This window comes from Enterococcus sp. LJL120 (genome assembly GCF_054871765.1).
Genome location: NZ_JBTXLV010000016.1, coordinates 1 through 15326 on the forward strand (window position 1 = coordinate 1; position 15326 = coordinate 15326).

The 15326-nt window shown below is 33.3% G+C and carries 21 protein-coding genes and 2 pseudogenes; 20 read left to right on the plus strand and 3 right to left on the minus strand.

All coding sequences use genetic code 11. From position 1 onward, the window contains the following. Positions 1 to 19: 19 nt before the first annotated feature. The 10 genes and pseudogenes from ACYSNU_RS17775 (at position 20) to ACYSNU_RS17820 (ending at position 8514) form a co-directional block, all read left to right on the plus strand. A complete protein-coding gene (locus ACYSNU_RS17775; protein WP_416207888.1) occupies positions 20 to 97 on the plus strand; it encodes a topoisomerase DNA-binding C4 zinc finger domain-containing protein in 78 nt (25 codons plus the stop codon). Positions 98 to 206: 109 nt separating this feature from the next. Beyond that, a pseudogene (locus ACYSNU_RS17780) lies at positions 207 to 1333 on the plus strand (IS3 family transposase). Between the two features lie 702 nt (positions 1334 to 2035). Beyond that, the gene (locus ACYSNU_RS17785) at positions 2036 to 2338 is read left to right on the plus strand and encodes a hypothetical protein (protein WP_265460219.1); all 303 of its coding nucleotides are present in this window, start codon (positions 2036 to 2038) and stop codon (positions 2336 to 2338) included. Positions 2339 to 2370: 32 nt separating this feature from the next. After that, positions 2371 to 3597 (plus strand): efflux RND transporter periplasmic adaptor subunit, encoded by a 1227-nt coding sequence (locus ACYSNU_RS17790; protein WP_265460220.1) that lies wholly within the window; start codon positions 2371 to 2373, stop codon positions 3595 to 3597. Position 3598: 1 nt separating this feature from the next. Beyond that, positions 3599 to 4258, plus strand: coding sequence for an ABC transporter ATP-binding protein (locus ACYSNU_RS17795; protein WP_265460221.1), 660 nt, complete (start codon positions 3599 to 3601; stop codon positions 4256 to 4258). Positions 4259 to 4276: 18 nt separating this feature from the next. After that, positions 4277 to 5488 carry an ABC transporter permease gene (locus ACYSNU_RS17800; RefSeq protein ID WP_461738498.1) on the plus strand — a complete coding sequence of 404 codons (1212 nt, stop codon included), beginning with the start codon at positions 4277 to 4279 and terminating at the stop codon, positions 5486 to 5488. 98 nt (positions 5489 to 5586) lie between these two features. After that, positions 5587 to 5727 (plus strand): annotated as a pseudogene (locus ACYSNU_RS17805) (IS982 family transposase); the annotation flags it as partial. Between the two features lie 326 nt (positions 5728 to 6053). Then, positions 6054 to 6716, plus strand: a complete 663-nt coding sequence (locus ACYSNU_RS17810; protein ID WP_461738515.1) for a response regulator transcription factor — start codon at positions 6054 to 6056, stop codon at positions 6714 to 6716. Then, complete coding sequence (locus ACYSNU_RS17815) at positions 6713 to 8092, plus strand: sensor histidine kinase (RefSeq protein WP_265460224.1); 1380 nt, start codon at positions 6713 to 6715, stop codon at positions 8090 to 8092. The genes ACYSNU_RS17810 and ACYSNU_RS17815 overlap by 4 nt, the downstream gene beginning before the upstream one ends. A gap of 56 nt (positions 8093 to 8148) precedes the next feature. Continuing rightward, entirely contained in the window at positions 8149 to 8514 is a 366-nt protein-coding gene (locus ACYSNU_RS17820; RefSeq protein WP_265460225.1) for a hypothetical protein, read from the plus strand. 80 nt (positions 8515 to 8594) lie between these two features. On the opposite strand, the gene ACYSNU_RS17825 is transcribed toward ACYSNU_RS17820, so the two are convergent. Then, complete coding sequence (locus tag ACYSNU_RS17825; protein ID WP_265460226.1) at positions 8595 to 8876, minus strand: helix-turn-helix domain-containing protein; 282 nt, start codon at positions 8874 to 8876, stop codon at positions 8595 to 8597. Positions 8877 to 9063: 187 nt separating this feature from the next. Here ACYSNU_RS17825 and ACYSNU_RS17830 point away from each other — a divergent pair, with 187 nt between their 5' ends. Together ACYSNU_RS17830 and ACYSNU_RS17835 are read left to right on the plus strand one after the other, a co-directional pair. Continuing rightward, positions 9064 to 9456, plus strand: coding sequence for a DinB/UmuC family translesion DNA polymerase (locus tag ACYSNU_RS17830; RefSeq protein WP_416207880.1), 393 nt, complete (start codon positions 9064 to 9066; stop codon positions 9454 to 9456). Then, complete coding sequence (locus ACYSNU_RS17835; protein WP_265460228.1) at positions 9446 to 9787, plus strand: hypothetical protein; 342 nt, start codon at positions 9446 to 9448, stop codon at positions 9785 to 9787. The genes ACYSNU_RS17830 and ACYSNU_RS17835 overlap by 11 nt, the downstream gene beginning before the upstream one ends. Before the next feature lie 316 nt (positions 9788 to 10103). Here ACYSNU_RS17835 and ACYSNU_RS17840 read toward each other — a convergent pair whose 3' ends face one another. Both ACYSNU_RS17840 and prgP read right to left on the minus strand, forming a co-directional pair. Beyond that, complete coding sequence (locus ACYSNU_RS17840) at positions 10104 to 10385, minus strand: hypothetical protein (RefSeq protein ID WP_265460229.1); 282 nt, start codon at positions 10383 to 10385, stop codon at positions 10104 to 10106. Then, entirely contained in the window at positions 10372 to 11271 is a 900-nt protein-coding gene (gene prgP, locus ACYSNU_RS17845) for a ParA superfamily DNA segregation protein PrgP (protein WP_265460230.1), read from the minus strand. Before prgP ends, ACYSNU_RS17840 begins: the two co-directional genes overlap by 14 nt. Positions 11272 to 11643: 372 nt before the next feature. Here prgP and ACYSNU_RS17850 point away from each other — a divergent pair, with 372 nt between their 5' ends. The 8 genes from ACYSNU_RS17850 to pepG1 all read left to right on the plus strand — a co-directional run bounded on the left by ACYSNU_RS17850 (position 11644) and on the right by pepG1 (position 15273). After that, positions 11644 to 12147, plus strand: a complete 504-nt coding sequence (locus ACYSNU_RS17850) for a helix-turn-helix domain-containing protein (protein ID WP_265460231.1) — start codon at positions 11644 to 11646, stop codon at positions 12145 to 12147. 12 nt (positions 12148 to 12159) lie between these two features. Continuing rightward, a complete protein-coding gene (locus ACYSNU_RS17855) occupies positions 12160 to 12537 on the plus strand; it encodes a hypothetical protein (RefSeq protein ID WP_416207879.1) in 378 nt (125 codons plus the stop codon). A gap of 205 nt (positions 12538 to 12742) precedes the next feature. Beyond that, on the plus strand, positions 12743 to 12889 hold the full coding sequence (locus tag ACYSNU_RS17860; RefSeq protein WP_265460232.1) for a hypothetical protein: 147 nt from the start codon (positions 12743 to 12745) through the stop codon (positions 12887 to 12889). A 209-nt stretch (positions 12890 to 13098) separates the two neighbouring features. Continuing rightward, positions 13099 to 13332 carry a hypothetical protein gene (locus ACYSNU_RS17865; RefSeq protein ID WP_265460233.1) on the plus strand — a complete coding sequence of 78 codons (234 nt, stop codon included), beginning with the start codon at positions 13099 to 13101 and terminating at the stop codon, positions 13330 to 13332. A gap of 183 nt (positions 13333 to 13515) precedes the next feature. Then, positions 13516 to 14043, plus strand: coding sequence for a hypothetical protein (locus tag ACYSNU_RS17870; RefSeq protein WP_461738499.1), 528 nt, complete (start codon positions 13516 to 13518; stop codon positions 14041 to 14043). A 95-nt stretch (positions 14044 to 14138) separates the two neighbouring features. Beyond that, complete coding sequence (locus tag ACYSNU_RS17875) at positions 14139 to 14369, plus strand: FitA-like ribbon-helix-helix domain-containing protein (protein WP_461738500.1); 231 nt, start codon at positions 14139 to 14141, stop codon at positions 14367 to 14369. Between the two features lies 1 nt (position 14370). Continuing rightward, the gene (locus ACYSNU_RS17880) at positions 14371 to 14811 is read left to right on the plus strand and encodes a hypothetical protein (RefSeq protein ID WP_265460236.1); all 441 of its coding nucleotides are present in this window, start codon (positions 14371 to 14373) and stop codon (positions 14809 to 14811) included. A 318-nt stretch (positions 14812 to 15129) separates the two neighbouring features. Beyond that, positions 15130 to 15273 carry a type I toxin-antitoxin system toxin PepG1 gene (pepG1, locus tag ACYSNU_RS17885; protein ID WP_265460237.1) on the plus strand — a complete coding sequence of 48 codons (144 nt, stop codon included), beginning with the start codon at positions 15130 to 15132 and terminating at the stop codon, positions 15271 to 15273. Positions 15274 to 15326: the final 53 nt, after the last annotated feature.

A 15326-nucleotide genomic window follows, 5' to 3' on the forward strand; every position in this document is an offset into this window, starting at 1 on the left:
TCAGTCACCATTAAAATTTATTAATGGAAAATATGGAAAATTTTATGGATGCACAAACTTTCCTAGATGCCGGTTCACCAGAAGAATGGGAGAGTAGTTGTGTATGATTCTGATACGTTGACTTTAGTGGTGTTAGTATCAAATTTTAGACAGCTTTTCGTAGAGACAAGAATAAATTAAACTTATCTACAAGAGGATGAATTTTTATGACCCGATATGAAGAAAATTTTAAACAGATGATTGTTGAACTGAATCAAACTGGACGTTCTGTTCGAGGGTTGGCGAAAGAATATGGCTTATCTAAAGCAACGGTTTACAAATAGAAAAATTTATATTTACCTAATCAGTCCACAGGACTGACTGGAAAAGAAGTGGCCAAACTGAGAAAAAAAAATGCTCGTTTGAAAGAGGAACTTGAAATCTTAAAATAAGCCGCAGCCATATTCTCTCGGAAAACCTAAATTCGCTTGTTCAATTTATTGAAAACTGGTGTAAGGATTACACTGTTTCTTTGTTGTGTCGGTTATTAGAAATCCCTAGAAGTGTCTATTATTTTTATAAGAACAAACCATTGACAGTTACAGAAATCAGAAATAATAAGTTGAAAAAGAAAATTTCAACAATTTTTTTTACGAATGAACAACGCTATGGTGCCACAAAGATCCATCAAGTTTTATTAAAAGAAGGTATTTCTGTATCTCTTAAACATGTCCAAAAGCTAATGAAACAATTAAATTTAAGGTCGATTGTAGTTAAAAAATATAGACCTCAAAGGTCTAATAAACCGATTATTTCAAAAGAGAACCTCTTAAATCAGGACTTTTCTACTAAGACTATCTGTGAGAAATGGGTAGCTGACATTACTTACATTCCTACTAAGAAAAATGGTTGGTGTTACTTATCTTCAATCATGGATTTACACACGAAAAAGATTATTAGCTATACATTTTCAAAACGAATGATTGTGGATTGTGTCATTCAAACGCTGAACAAAGCAAAAATGCATTATGACATTCCAGAAGGAATGATTCTACACACTGACTTGGGCAGCCAATACACAACCAGAGAAGTGGAACAATGGCTTGAAACCAACAAAATAAGGCATTCTTATAGTAGAAAGGGAACACCTTATGATAATGCTGGAATCGAATCTTTCCATGCTTCATTGAAAAAGGAAGAAGTCTACACGACTAGCTACTCAGATTTTGAAGAAGCAAATCGAGCGCTATTTAGCTACATTGAAAGATTTTATAACCGAAATCGAATCTATAGCTCGATTCACTATCTAACCCCACAGGAGTTTGAAGAGTTGGCAAAAGCAAAAATGGCGTAACCGTCTCTACTAACATGTGTCCAAGATATTGACTCAATTCCAACTTGTTACGAGTATCAATCCAAACAAAATTATATTTATTGTATTCATATAAACCCTTCACTTTTACTTATAAAGACTCATCTAGATATTCCAATATATCTCCAGAGATTCTTCATTAAGAAATTGCTCTTTTCTTTTTGTATATTTTTTTAGCCGTTTATTAAATCCTTTAACTAAATTAGTCGAATAAATCGTCCAAATCACCTTTGGTGATTGGTGTTTCCATAATTTCTGTTGTAAAATTAGTCATAAGAAAGTTTTCCTATAAAATTTTGGTTGTCGTAACTTTAATTTTACAGAATGGACTTTCTTTTGTTTATACCAAATTTCTATTTACACAAAATATTTTACGCTATAGCCACCTCTTTATGAGTTGGTTTTTTTGATATGGTCAATACGTCTACTATATATTTAATAACATTTGAATTTTAATTTTTCGCTATTTGTGATATATGAAAAAGATTTTGGCGCAATTTCCTTTACTAAAATATTCCGAATATATTGACATTCAGCAAGTTTTTCAACAATTTAGAGAAAGATTCATCTAACCTTGGTCCTTTACGTCTAAATAAAAGGAGACAAAAAGGAGATTTAGAACTAAGTTTCTGTAGATTGATTTGGTATTCTTTATTTAATAAATAAAGAAGGGTATGAAAAGAAATGAAAAAAAAATTAACTTTAAGTGCTTGTTTATTTGCATTAATGATTGTAGGAACAGCTTGTAATGGAAGTAATAGTCAAGAAGGAACTGAAGATAATCAAGGAGGACAAAAACTTACATCGAAAGATGTTGTCAGTCAAAAAGATGAGGTACTTGATGGAGAAGAAGTAACGGTATATGAAATGAAAGATGGATCTAATGTTATATTACCTAAAGGAGTAGACATGGATGATGCAGGTGCGGTCATACCTGATGAAAAAAATATTCAATCATACTCATCAGAAGATTTAGAAAACGAATAACTATAAAGAATTAGACAGTTGAGGAAATAGATATGGCTAAAAAAATTGTAAAAAGAAAACGACTCCTATTCATGATACTTCTATCTGTAATTTTTGTAGTTATTTTTTACTACTATGGAAGCAACATTAAAAGTTCAGTATCATCAGCTGAAATAAAAGATGTTCATACTACTTATGAAAAAATTTCTGTTAAATCGCTTCAAAAGAATGATACATATGGAGAATCTGCAGTAACCTTGGCGGGTGCAATAACCGCAAATAGCATATCAAAAATAAAAATAGACCCTTCTAAAGGAACTGTTGAAAATTTAGCAGTAAATGAAGGTGACAATGTTGCAAAAGGACAAGTGTTATTTAATTATAAAAATGTAAGCATGGAGTTAGAGCTGAAAGAGGCTGAAGCGGTCTTAACAGAAAAAAAACAATTGCTATATAGTGCAGAAGATACTGAAACGCTCAAATGGGATATGTATAACAAAGCAAGCAGAACTTATACAGAAGATCAAGCATCTGAGTTGGCTGATTTGAAAATGCAAGCCACAATAGCTAGCAACGATATTGTAAATGCCAAAGCTGCGGTTGACACTGCACAAATAACATATCAGGCAGCTGTCGAAAATTCCGAAAAGAATGTTGTGACAGCTTCAACTGATGGTCAGATTAAAAGTTTAAATAAAGAACTTTTAGATAAATCAGATGATGAGAAAAGTAGTGACAACTTTATTGAAATTGTTGATAGTAGCAGTCTTTATGTAAAAGGGAAAATTAGTGAGTTTGATAGGGAGAGTGCTTCTTTAGAGCAACCAGTCGAGATTATTGATCGAAAAAATCCTGAAAATACTTGGAGAGGGAAAGTCACAAAAATAGGCTACTTAGTTGCCGAGGATGGGAAATCAGATGATACAGAAGAAGAAGAAAATCCTAATCTTTCAAAATATTCTTATACAGTAAAATTAGAAGAAACGGACAATGCGCCATTACTTGGTTCAAATGTGTATGTCAAGTTATTATCAGATAGTGAATCTCAACTAACGCTTCCAAAAGATTATGTAAAAGAAGAAAAGACAACAGAAAATGGACAAGATAGTAAAAAATATTTTGTTTGGAAAGTAATCAACGGGAAAGTAAAAAAACAAGAGATAACAATAGATGAAGATAAGAGTAATGGGGAAAAAGTAGTTATTATAAGTGGGATTAGTGAAGAAGACAACATTATTGAAGCCTCAGATGAGGTAAAAGAAGGAATAGAGGTAAGTTAGTGTGTTGAAATTAACTAATATTTCGAAATCATATAAACAGGGAGACTCACAAATTTCTGTATTAAAGAATATCAATCTTACAATCAAAAAGGGAGAATTTTGTGCAGTCATGGGACCTTCAGGTTCGGGTAAATCCACATTAATGAATATTTTGGGTTGCTTAGATTTGCCAACTGAGGGAATCTATGAACTCGATAAACAAAATATCGCTGAGCTATCTGAAAATCAGCTTTCTGATATACGAAATAAAAAAATAGGTTTTATTTTCCAGAATTTTAACCTGATGCCGCGTTTAACAGCACTTCAAAATGTAGAATTACCACTCATATATTCCAAAATTTCAAAGGAAGAACGAAAAATAAGAGCGCTACATTTGTTGTCAGAAGTTGGGCTTTTTGATCGGAAAAATTTTTTTCCATCAGAATTGTCAGGAGGACAAAAACAGAGAGTCGCTATTGCTCGAGCATTGGTCACAAATGCTCCTATAATTTTGGCAGATGAACCAACGGGCGCGCTAGACACGACAACGGGAGAACAAATTATGACTATTTTGAAGGAATTAAATTACAAAGGCAAAACGATTATTGTTATAACTCATGAGTTGGAGATAGCTAATTATTGTGAACGGCTCATTGTGATTCGAGATGGTATTTTTCAATAAGAACAGGAGACTAAAGATATGGAAATGTTGGTTATTTCAATACGTTCTGTTTTTGCACATAAAATGCGGTCAATCTTAACGATGCTAGGAGTAATTATTGGCATTGCAGCTATCATTAGTATTTTTAGCATTATCGAAGGAAATACTGCTAATATGAAACGACAACTTCTAGGTGGAACAAACAATACAATGGAAGTAATATATGATCAAATATCTAGATTTGACAAAGGGGAAGCAAATAGTAGCCAAGCAAAAAAACCATTGTATATACCTGAAATATCGGATGAAATTTTAAAAGAACTAAAAAAAGATAGCAATTTAAAAAATATTGGGATTGGCTATGCGGTGAACCAAGCAGCTTTCTATAAAACTAAAACAATTTATGGTAAATTTTCAGCAGCAAGCTCAGACTATATCAATATGAAAAACTTAAAACTATTAGATGGACGAATGATTAATGACCAGGACCAAGCGCAACGAAAGCAAGTAATTATCATAAATGAAGAAATGAAAAAACAATTGCCTAAAGAGGTACAAATTGGTAGTTATATAGAGATTAATGGCACACCTTTTCAATTAATAGGTATTTACAGAGAAAAGTTGAATGAGCAAGTATATAATTCAGAAAAAACCGCTTTTGTACCATATAATCAGTGGAATAATATTTTTGAGACAATCGATAACCAACCAACAGTATTAGTACAAACACAAAGTATAAACGATTTACAATTAGTTGCCACTAGAGTAGCTCAATCATTAAATAAAAAATTCCCTGAATCTGATTATGTTTTTGGTATTGAAGACTATGACCAGTATACACAACAGATGGAGGAGTTTAATAAATCAAACTTCTATTTACTAGCAGGGATTGCTAGCATTTCTTTATTAGTCGGTGGGATAGGTGTGATGAATATTATGCTAGTATCTGTTACAGAGCGTACACGAGAAATTGGAGTAAAAAAAGCGCTAGGTGCTCGGAGAACGCTAATTTTGCAGCAGTTCTTGGCTGAATCTGTCATATTAACCTTAATCGGAGGAATGATTGGAATTGTCACCGGAATAATCGCAGGTTTGGTTATCGTAAATATATTAGGATTTCCTTATATTATATCTGTGTTAGCAATTTTTGGAAGTTTAGCATTTTGTTGCTTGATTGGAATTTTATTCGGCTTACTACCAGCTATCAAAGCTTCAAAATTAAATCCTATTGAAGCATTACGTTTTGAATAGATACTCCTATATACCTGTTGTGCTAGTTAATTTTAAAAACATAAAATAGCTTTGCGATAAAATTAGCTCAAAACCAAAACGAAATGAGTGAATGTTCCATGCAAAGCCAACTACAGAATACCCAAAGCTATTCAGATTTTCAAACCACTTATCACACTATCTTAAAGAAGGTTGAAGGATTATATCGTAAATTTATCCCTGATTTAGTTCGTTTCAGACGAAATGTTGCCGAACAAAAAAGCCTGATTAAGTTATACAGTTGATTGATGAATAGAATTTTCGTGTTGGAAAAAACATAGGACTTTATTTAGAAATCCCAATGTAATTTGGCAACCCCTACTCTCCCTGGCAACGGGGTTCCAATTAAAATGGAAATGGATTTTTTTGAGATTTTTTTTTTGAAGGGAACTAACTTTTCAAGGGTTTCAAAATAGGAAAAAATAGCTGTCCTGAGAAAAAATAGCCATCCTAAACAACACCAAACTGGAAAAGCTGTTAGGAAGTTTTTCAGTAAGAAATGTTATACTCGATCTGTTGGAATACTTTATAAGCTAAAGGGGAATAAATAATGAATGTATTGGTTGTAGAAGATGAAATTCTTATTAGTCAATTGATTCAAGATTTCTTAGTTGAATCTGGCTACAGTGTTTCTGTTTGCTTGGATGGTCAAGCTGCAGTTGAAAAATTCAACCAAAGTAAATTTGATTTAGTAATTTTAGATATAATGCTGCCAGGAAAAAATGGATTGGATGTTCTTAAGGAAATTCGTAATATGTCAGATGTTCCTATTGTTATGTTGACAGCATTAAGTGATGAACAAACACAAATTATTTGTTTTAATCAAAACATTGATGACTATGTGACAAAACCTTTTTCTCCTACAGTCTTAGTAAAAAGAGTGGAAAATATTTTAACTAGACGTAGTTTAAAAAGAGAAGATAAAATAGTCGTTGGAGAACTTGAAGTGTTTATGAATAACTGTGAAGTCAAATATAAAGGAAAAACTATTGAATTAACAAAAAAGGAGCTTGATATTTTTACCTGTCTTATTCAAAATAAAAATTCTATTGTCACAAGAAAAAATATTTTAAACTCTGTCTGGGAATACTATGACTTTGCAGATACGAGAATAATTGATAACCATATTCGAAATCTGCGCAAAAAAATACCAAATGTTAAAATCACTACCATTAAAGGGATCGGTTACAAATTTGAAGGTGTAATATGAAAATTTGGAAGAAAAATTTTTGTTATACATTGACTATTATTATGTCTACTATGTTGATATCAATAGCTTTTTTTTATTTTATGATTCCTGTTTATTATCAATTTAAGCAAAGTACCTCTCTTAGTAATGATCTTTCTGAAGCCATTGAAGAAATTGAAAAGATGCCAATTGAAGATGCTGTCAATTATTTAGAAAAAAATTTTAGTAATACTAACTGGGTGCTAACTGATGAACAGAATAATCAAATGTATACTGGCAATTTGATCAGATGGGATGATGAAGAAACCTCGAATATCAATAGTTTCGATGTCCCCAGTTCATTAGGAAGTTCAATTGTGGCTGAAAGAATAATAAAGGAGTTTTGGGACGATAATGGTGATAAATATTTTTTGAGTGGATTCACGTTAACACAACCTATAATAGAAGCAAGTAACGTTATGCTAGAATTACTTCCTATAATTTTATTAATAACATTGATCATAGGTATAGTCTCGACATATATATATTCAAGAAGTTCTACCAAACGTATTTTAAATATATCGGAAATAACAAATAAGATGGTAAAAAAAATAGATGTAGAATGCGATATTTCAGGAAAAGACGAGCTCGCTGGTCTAGCTAAAGATATCAATTTACTAAATAACACACTAAAAAATACGATAAGAGCTCTTGAAGTAGAAATTTCAAAAGTAGAAGAAATTGAGCGTAACAAGGAATATTTTGTTCAAAGTGCGGCTCATGAATTAAAAACACCAATAACTATAATGTCAGGTATTATTGAAGGAATGAGATTAAATGTCGGTCGCTATCAAGACAGAGAAAAATACCTTGAAATCTGTCAAGATTTGTTATCTACTCAACAAAATTTGATACATAACATATTTTCAGTTTATAAAGATGAGAGGATAAGTGAACAAGGTAAAGCAACAAAGTTTTCTCTTAAGAGCATTGTGGAAGACTTAGTTAAACCTTATAAAATTATTTCAGAGGCAAAGAGAAAACATTTTACAGTGGATCTTACCGAAATAAATATCATAGCAAATAAAGAACAAGTAGAGCGTTTGCTTTCTAATGTTATAACCAATGCATTTCAGTATTGCCAAGAAGATGGTCAAATTAATATTAAACTTAAGAAAAATTGTTTCATTATTGAAAATTCATGTAAACCTTTAGAACCTGAAATTTTAACTAAAATATTTGAACCATTTTATAGACCTGATTATGCTCGTAATCGTAAATTGGGAGGAAATGGTCTTGGTTTATTTATAGTCAAGCAAATTTTGGATACGAACAATTATACTTACAAATTTGTTCCAAACAACAAACAAAATGGGATGGTTTTTACGATTCAATTCAATAACTTTTATGAAAAATAAATCTTTAAAAATCTTTATAGTTTAAGAATCTATGAATGTAAAAGGAGTGTTCTATATTGAAAAAAATTTTTTTTATAGTATTTTTATTAGCAAGTATTGCTTTGACTGGTTGTCAGATCAATCATGCAGAAAAGGGGAATTTATCAATGAGTGATCAAACAACATCTTCGGTAAAAGAAACAAAAGGTCAGACAAGTTCTTCTAGCGATTTAGTAGGAAATGAAAGTAAGTATGCAACTGAAGGTGATGTGTTAAAAAAAGAGGATACAATGATTGAGCAAAGGTCTTATGTCCTATATACGTTTAAAGGTAATAAATCTGTAGCCCTTCCAAAAGATGTATCCCTTGAGGAAGCTAAAATTGATTTATCTGTTCTTCCAGAGATAGGAACACCAAAAGAAGAATTAGAAACAGGAAAATGAAGGTTGGATCAAAGTCGGGACCTTTTTCCGTTAAATGTGATCAGTTATAAAGAGCCAACAAAAACAATACTCTATCGTTTCTATATTTTTTGCTTAATAGAAGAAAGCTCAGCTTCCAGTTGAGCTCTTTTTGCTTTCTCTCTATATAAGGTAGCCACACTAATACCAGTTTTATTTGAAACGGTCTTGTGCTGCTTCAATAATTCCAGTGCTAACTCTAACTGGTCTTTGCTGAATTTTTTTTGTCGGCCTTCTCTGAAATTTGGATTTAGTGTAAAGGGCCACAATAAAATGTAGGAAAAAGGGCATTGAAAATGTAGGTTTTTGGCCATTAATAATTGTCTATTTAATCCAAATTTCATTATAGAATCTGGTCTAACTTGACTAAGAACCTTCTAAAGGTGTGATGTACGCCTTTAGAAAGCCTGAGAGGAAAGGATGCGGCTCAGCCAAAGGCTATCACACCTTAGTTCCAAGTAAAGTTATACCTAATATAGTGTTATTAAACGTACCTACATCTAATCTGCTTTTCATTGGCCTAAAACCTACATCTTTTTTTGGCCTTTTACAGACGGCTTTTCAAGGCAACAAAAAATATCCGCAACAGACCGCTCGAAACCACTTGCGGAAGCTGTTTTTCAGTTATTCCATAAATTTTATACGCCCGGCTGTTTTGTACGCAATATTTCCATTACTTGTGGTGGATTGGTTGAAAATGGAGCTTTTCAATTCTCTCTATTTGAAGAACCGGAGCAGCAATTGAAAGAAGAGAAACTCGACTCGCTCATTGACGAGATTCGTAATCGCTTTGGTTTTACGTCGATTGTGCATGGTTATTCTGCTTTAGAAGCTGGAACCGCAATTAAACGGGCGTCTCAGGTCGGTGGCCATGCAGGCGGCAGTGAAGGAATCAATCAAGGAGGAGCCAAAGATGAGTATTAAAGCTGAATTTTTTCGCCAGTATCGAGATAGAGGCTTGTTAAAGTATCAAGGCTTCTTTTTAAGTGAGCATACCGCTACCCTATCAAGCGACCACACAACTCGTCATACGTCAATCAAAGCTTTACCTCAACTCACAGAACAAGAATTACAAGACGTTATTGAGGAGGCATTACTAAAAGATCGAGCTGTTTTCATTCAGCTTGACGAAACGGATTTAGAAGGGAATGTCAGACCTAACGTGACAGGTAAATTAATTGGCTATGATGACGTGGCACTTTATGTGGGAACTACTGCAATCCCTTATGACACTGTTCGTTTAATCGGTTTATAAAATTTAAAGGAGTTACAGCATGGTTAAAATGAGTCATAGTAAGAAGAAAATTATCTCTCCTTCTTTTATCCCACAAATTCTTAATAAAAACTGGGAGACCAAAGAGTAAAATGAACTAGAGAAGCTGGTGAAGGATGTTGACAATAAGAATACAACACAAAAAGACAGCAGATGAAATAATCATCTACTGTCTTTACTTATAGTAAAATATAAAAAATAAAGTTTCTTTTAATGATAAAAAGCTACAGATTGAACCCGTATTTTTAATGACTATAAAAAGGATACAAAGATACAAAGATAAAAGGATACATGTATCTTATTTCGGGGTGAGGTTTTTAAGTATCCTTTGCTCTCTTTCAGACATTTTATTTTCTATATAAAAATGGACTACTTCATCTATAAATTCATAATTTTTTAAACTTTGCATGGTAGCTATTGTCTTAACAAGATTAAAAGTATCTTCACTCACTTTTATATTTTTTCTATTTTCAGATCCCAGCTTTTTTTTGCTATTAAGAATTACTTTATCTGTTCGACTTGTGTTTGCTTCCTGTTCAATTTCTGGACCTTTTGGTATGTCTCGATTAATTAAACCCATTAACATTCAGCTCCTTTCCAAGATTAGTTAATTTACTCTGAGTTAAAGAATACAAAGGTTGATACAAATAATTTGTAACGTCTCCTTCGTCTTCAAATAGTTTAATTCTTTGTTCTAACTCTTCAAAAATATCTGCAAATAGAGCAATCATTTTCTTGTCATGGTAGTCCTCGAATTTGAACCCTAACCTAGCATACCATTGTAATCTTGCATGATTTTGAATGATAGTATTAAATACATTATCTCTTCCAAAGGTTTCAATTGTTTCTTCAACTAATTTTTGGTGCATTGGTCTTTTTTGTTGCAACAATGCCGGTAGTACACCAGCGATCTGAATAGGTACTTGACTTCCAAAATCATCTACTAAAGTTTGCACATAATCGAAAATTAGTCTTTGACTACCTTCGAAAGAAAATTGTTGTGTTTCTTGAACAACAACTAAATAGTCACAACACACCATTGCGTTATCAACTTTTAAGTCTGTTGAAGGCGGAACATCAATAAAAATGTAATCATAATTGTTTTCGATTTTAGAGAGTAACTTTTTCAAATAAAATGTTCTATCTTTAGTATTATTAAAATTTTCAGTCAGAAACTCTGTATAGAGCCTCATATCATAGCCAGAAGGAATTAAATGTAAATTTGAGTTTAACTCAATTATAGAGCTTCCTAAATCACCGTCTTCTAATGCTGCCATAATAGTTTTTGGAATTTTTTCTAAATTAAAACTTTTAGATAAAAAAGCAGTAGCATTCGCTTGAAGATCAATATCTATAACTAATACCTTGTGCATTTTTACTAATGCAGCGACTAATGCAGTCATGCATGTATCTGTCGTTTTCCCAACCCCACCCTTTTGTTGACCGAAAATAATAGTCTTTGCCATATCAATTCCCCTTTTTCTGTAATATAAATTTAACATTGGATACATGTATCTTTGTATCCTTTTTCTTGTTTTCTAGTATAACTTAAAGTCAAACAAAAATAAATAGAAAATGTATCTTTTTTATAAGTATATAACATAAAGCTTGCTATAACAATAGAAACATCAAAGATACATAAAAAGATACAAGGATACATTTATCTTTGTATCTTTTTATCTTTCGCTACTTAGATACAAAGATACATAAATCTGTTCATCTACGCTATTGCAAATACTATCGAGCTATTATATGTTAAATGTATCTTTTTGCATTTATAGGTTTTAGCTCTCTACTATTACTCGTACACTACTAATATTTTAAAGGAGTTTTTAACAATGGAAAACTTAACTGAGAATTACCTAGAAACTCAAAATATAAATGCTAAAGGTTATGGTGTTATGCCAAAACTAGTAATGCAAGACATACGGTTGACTATTGAAGCAAAAGCTATTTATGCCTATATTGTAACTTATGCCGGGGCAGGAAATACCGCATTTCCTTCTCTAAAAAAAATATTATGTGACTTATCTATTGCAAAGAATAGATTTTACAAACATAGAAAACTTTTAATCGATTATGGCTATTTGTCTGTTACACAAGTGTTTAACGACAAGAGAGAAATCGTAAAAAACATTTACACCCTCAACCAATTCCCAAAAGAGCATACTAAAGAAGAACCAGTAGCGATTAATATTTCAAATAGCGACCCTATGGTTCAAAATGAACCATACCCTATTCATCAAAATAACGCACATAAAAGTACCAGTATTAAAATTAACACAATAAAAGATACAGATAAAAAAGATACTAAAGTGATAGATACTAACAAAGAACAGTAACTGGATCAAGAATTGTTAGCCAGCTTTCACTTGACCAATACGCAAACCTTTTTGACAGAGAACAGTTTAAAATTTATCGCCTTATTTTCTAAAACCTTTGACCAAGCTTATGAGACCGTTGGCATTATTCAGCGTGCCAAAAAGAAGGTGGAAAAAGAAACGGGTATTGTCGTCATCGGAGAAGATTGGCAAGAAGAAATCGAGTTACATTTACGGCGTGTGGTTCAAAAGATACGAACAGACCACACAATTAAAAATGCGGATAATTACATGTTTAAGAGCTTTTGCTATTTCTTTCAAGAGTGTTCGCACCGACTAATGACTACTTCTCAAAAAAGAAAAACACACGAAGTGCTTATGTACAATTTTTTGGAAGGAGAATCTTTGTGAAACGGGTAGAGAGCTTTAAGCTTGGAGACGTGTATATTGTAAAACCGAAGGATTTAACCAACTAGCGGAAATGCGTTTGTAGACTTTTGACTGGGATTCTCAACAATTTATTGCACGTTCTGGAAGGGCTGATCAGGCAGACTAGAAACGACAAAGTGCCGCCTAACAAAACTGAAAACAGGACAAGACAGAAAGAGAGGGACAAATGAATCAATTTGATGTGTATTGGATAAGTACACCAAATCCACTAGGGACTGTAGCTAATGGGTGTGAGCGAGATATTGAGGCCAATTCTGCACAAGAAGCACTTGAAGAATTACAAACACGAATACAACACAACGACGTCGGTTAGAAAATCATGTAGAAATAAAAGCTTATCGGATTGAAAGCCATCTAATTTATTAGTAGACACAAAAAGATAAGATACGTAATGAATTTGTTCTTGAGTTAGACCTAACAACTGAAAATAAAATCAATACAATTACCATGTATGATGTCCGATCTGGATACTAAAAGGGTAATTAAATTGACCAATAATCGTTAAAACGAAAGGAGGCTCTTATGGATGTTCCAAAGGTCAAGTTGACCACTTCAATACGAAAAAAATATTTGAAACGAACGGTTTTAATCGTCTTTATTTTGATTCTTTTTCAACTGAGTGGCGTTCTATCTGGTCTATTTCAGGCAGACAAAAGTACCCCTTTGTACATGACATTCTCACAAGGAAATGTTCCCATAACTTACTTAGCAAATGGCTATGACAAGGACGAAAATCAATTCATTTTTGCGTTTTAAATCCCTACAGATAAGACCAATCCGTTAGTAAGTTTTGAATTATTTGCGAAGGCAGATAAGATTACGGCGGACTATTTACCAACGGAAACGACAAAGGTTTATGAAGATTTTTTTATCGTTCGAGTACAACTTCCTACGAAGTGGAAAAAGATAAGTTATGAGCTTTTTCCGGTAGAAGAAGGCGTGGAACCGAGCCTGGCTGCAACGGATAAATTTGAATTGTTTAGCGACGGGTTAACAGACTATTCGCTCACTATACAAGAAGGAAAAGTGGCCTATTTAGAATCAAAAATTAAGCTAGCTGAAGACGAAAATGAGTCATACAAAACTAAAATTTCTGAGCTAGAACGAGACGTTGCGAAACTAGATTCTGCTAATTCTGATTTAGAAAAATCATATGAACAATTAGCTGAAGCGGACCAATCTGCTATCCAAGAAAAGATAGCTAGTAACACATCTACCAAGGAACAAAAGCTCAGTGAAGTGACCGATATTGAGGAAGAAATTTCCTCGAATGAAGACAGGATAACCTCCTTTGAGCGGTTGCTGGAAGAAACGCACTCTCCAAAAATAGGTCCGGCAGATAAGCCCATATTTGCCGCATGTGAAAAAAAACTGGGCCCTAGAAAAAACCAAACCGCTCTGCGGTTTACTCCAATTTTGGGGTCAGGTTTCCCTTATGCTCTTACTAGATTTCCTTGTGAAATATGAAGATTCTATGAACATGTGTTGATGTACACTCGTTGTATTGAGTCGTTGTTCCATCTGAAAAATGAAATGAGGTGACCCCTATGGGCGAGATAAAAGTGAGAAATTTACCTAAACAAACCGTTGCAGCTTTAGACGAAAAAGCCAAACACGCAAACACTTCCAGAGAAGAATATGTGCGCCAATTGTTGGTGACACATGGTGAGTCAGCTAACCTACAAAACATGAGTCGGACTTATGATTCTCTTGTGCGTGAATGCTTGCTTGTCATTCAAGCAAACACGACTATGATGTCGGACTTAATTAAGACAATTGGATTGGAGGATTAACATGAAACTTACCTATCGAATCGACGTACGACTGTCGCCTGAGTCCACACCAAAAGCGTATGGATTTTGGTCGGAGTTTGAAGAATCCAATGAGGATTGTAAGAGCCATTCAGAACTTCTTATTCGGTTAATAGAGTTGTATAAAAGTGCCAGTTTGTTAAGCACCAACTTTGATCTTCTTTCCAACTTAACCGCAGAGAAACTGGCTCAGAAATTTAGAGTAATTGAACCTCGCACAGGTACTACGGAAAAAAATACCAGGGTACTTTTGGAAACAATGAATGGCTTACTCTTTCACTTGGGAATCAACGGGTTTATCACCACAGATCAGTTGCACACTCAAGCACTACAAGCGGCTGAAACAAAAGTCGCAAAAGATGTCGATAACATCAATAAACGTAACCTAGAAGCCAAACGTGAACGAGAAGCTGGTTCTTCATGAGCAACAGTAAAGTAGGAATAGTCACCGTCTCAAAATTTACCTTTAGTGGATCAAAAATCTATGGCTCCTATTTAGATTATATAGATCGTAATGAAGCGTTTCTGACAAATTTCAGTCGAGTTCAGCCCCTTTTCTAGGCGGCAACAGTATAGATATTTCAGACGACGATTTGTCTTTTTGATTTTTACAGGATAAAGCAACAAGCCTCGAAATTCTAAAGCTTGTTTTTCCGTTTGGAAGCTGACTAATTTTATTTATGATATACTAAACAGGTAGAAAAGTTATGACGGTGGCTATCTTTGAGAGGTGGTGGTGCTTATGAATGTAAGTGCTGAAATCTACGAAAGGAGAAGCCTTTTGTCTGCATTAGAGACAATTCAATTGTTATTGAGTTTTGGTATGTTTACCATTGCTTTGATAAAATTGATTGTGGAATTGCTTAAACACGACAAAAAGAAATAACCGTCAACTTTAGCAGGGCGACGATTATTTCTAAAATCTGTTAAAACTTGCTG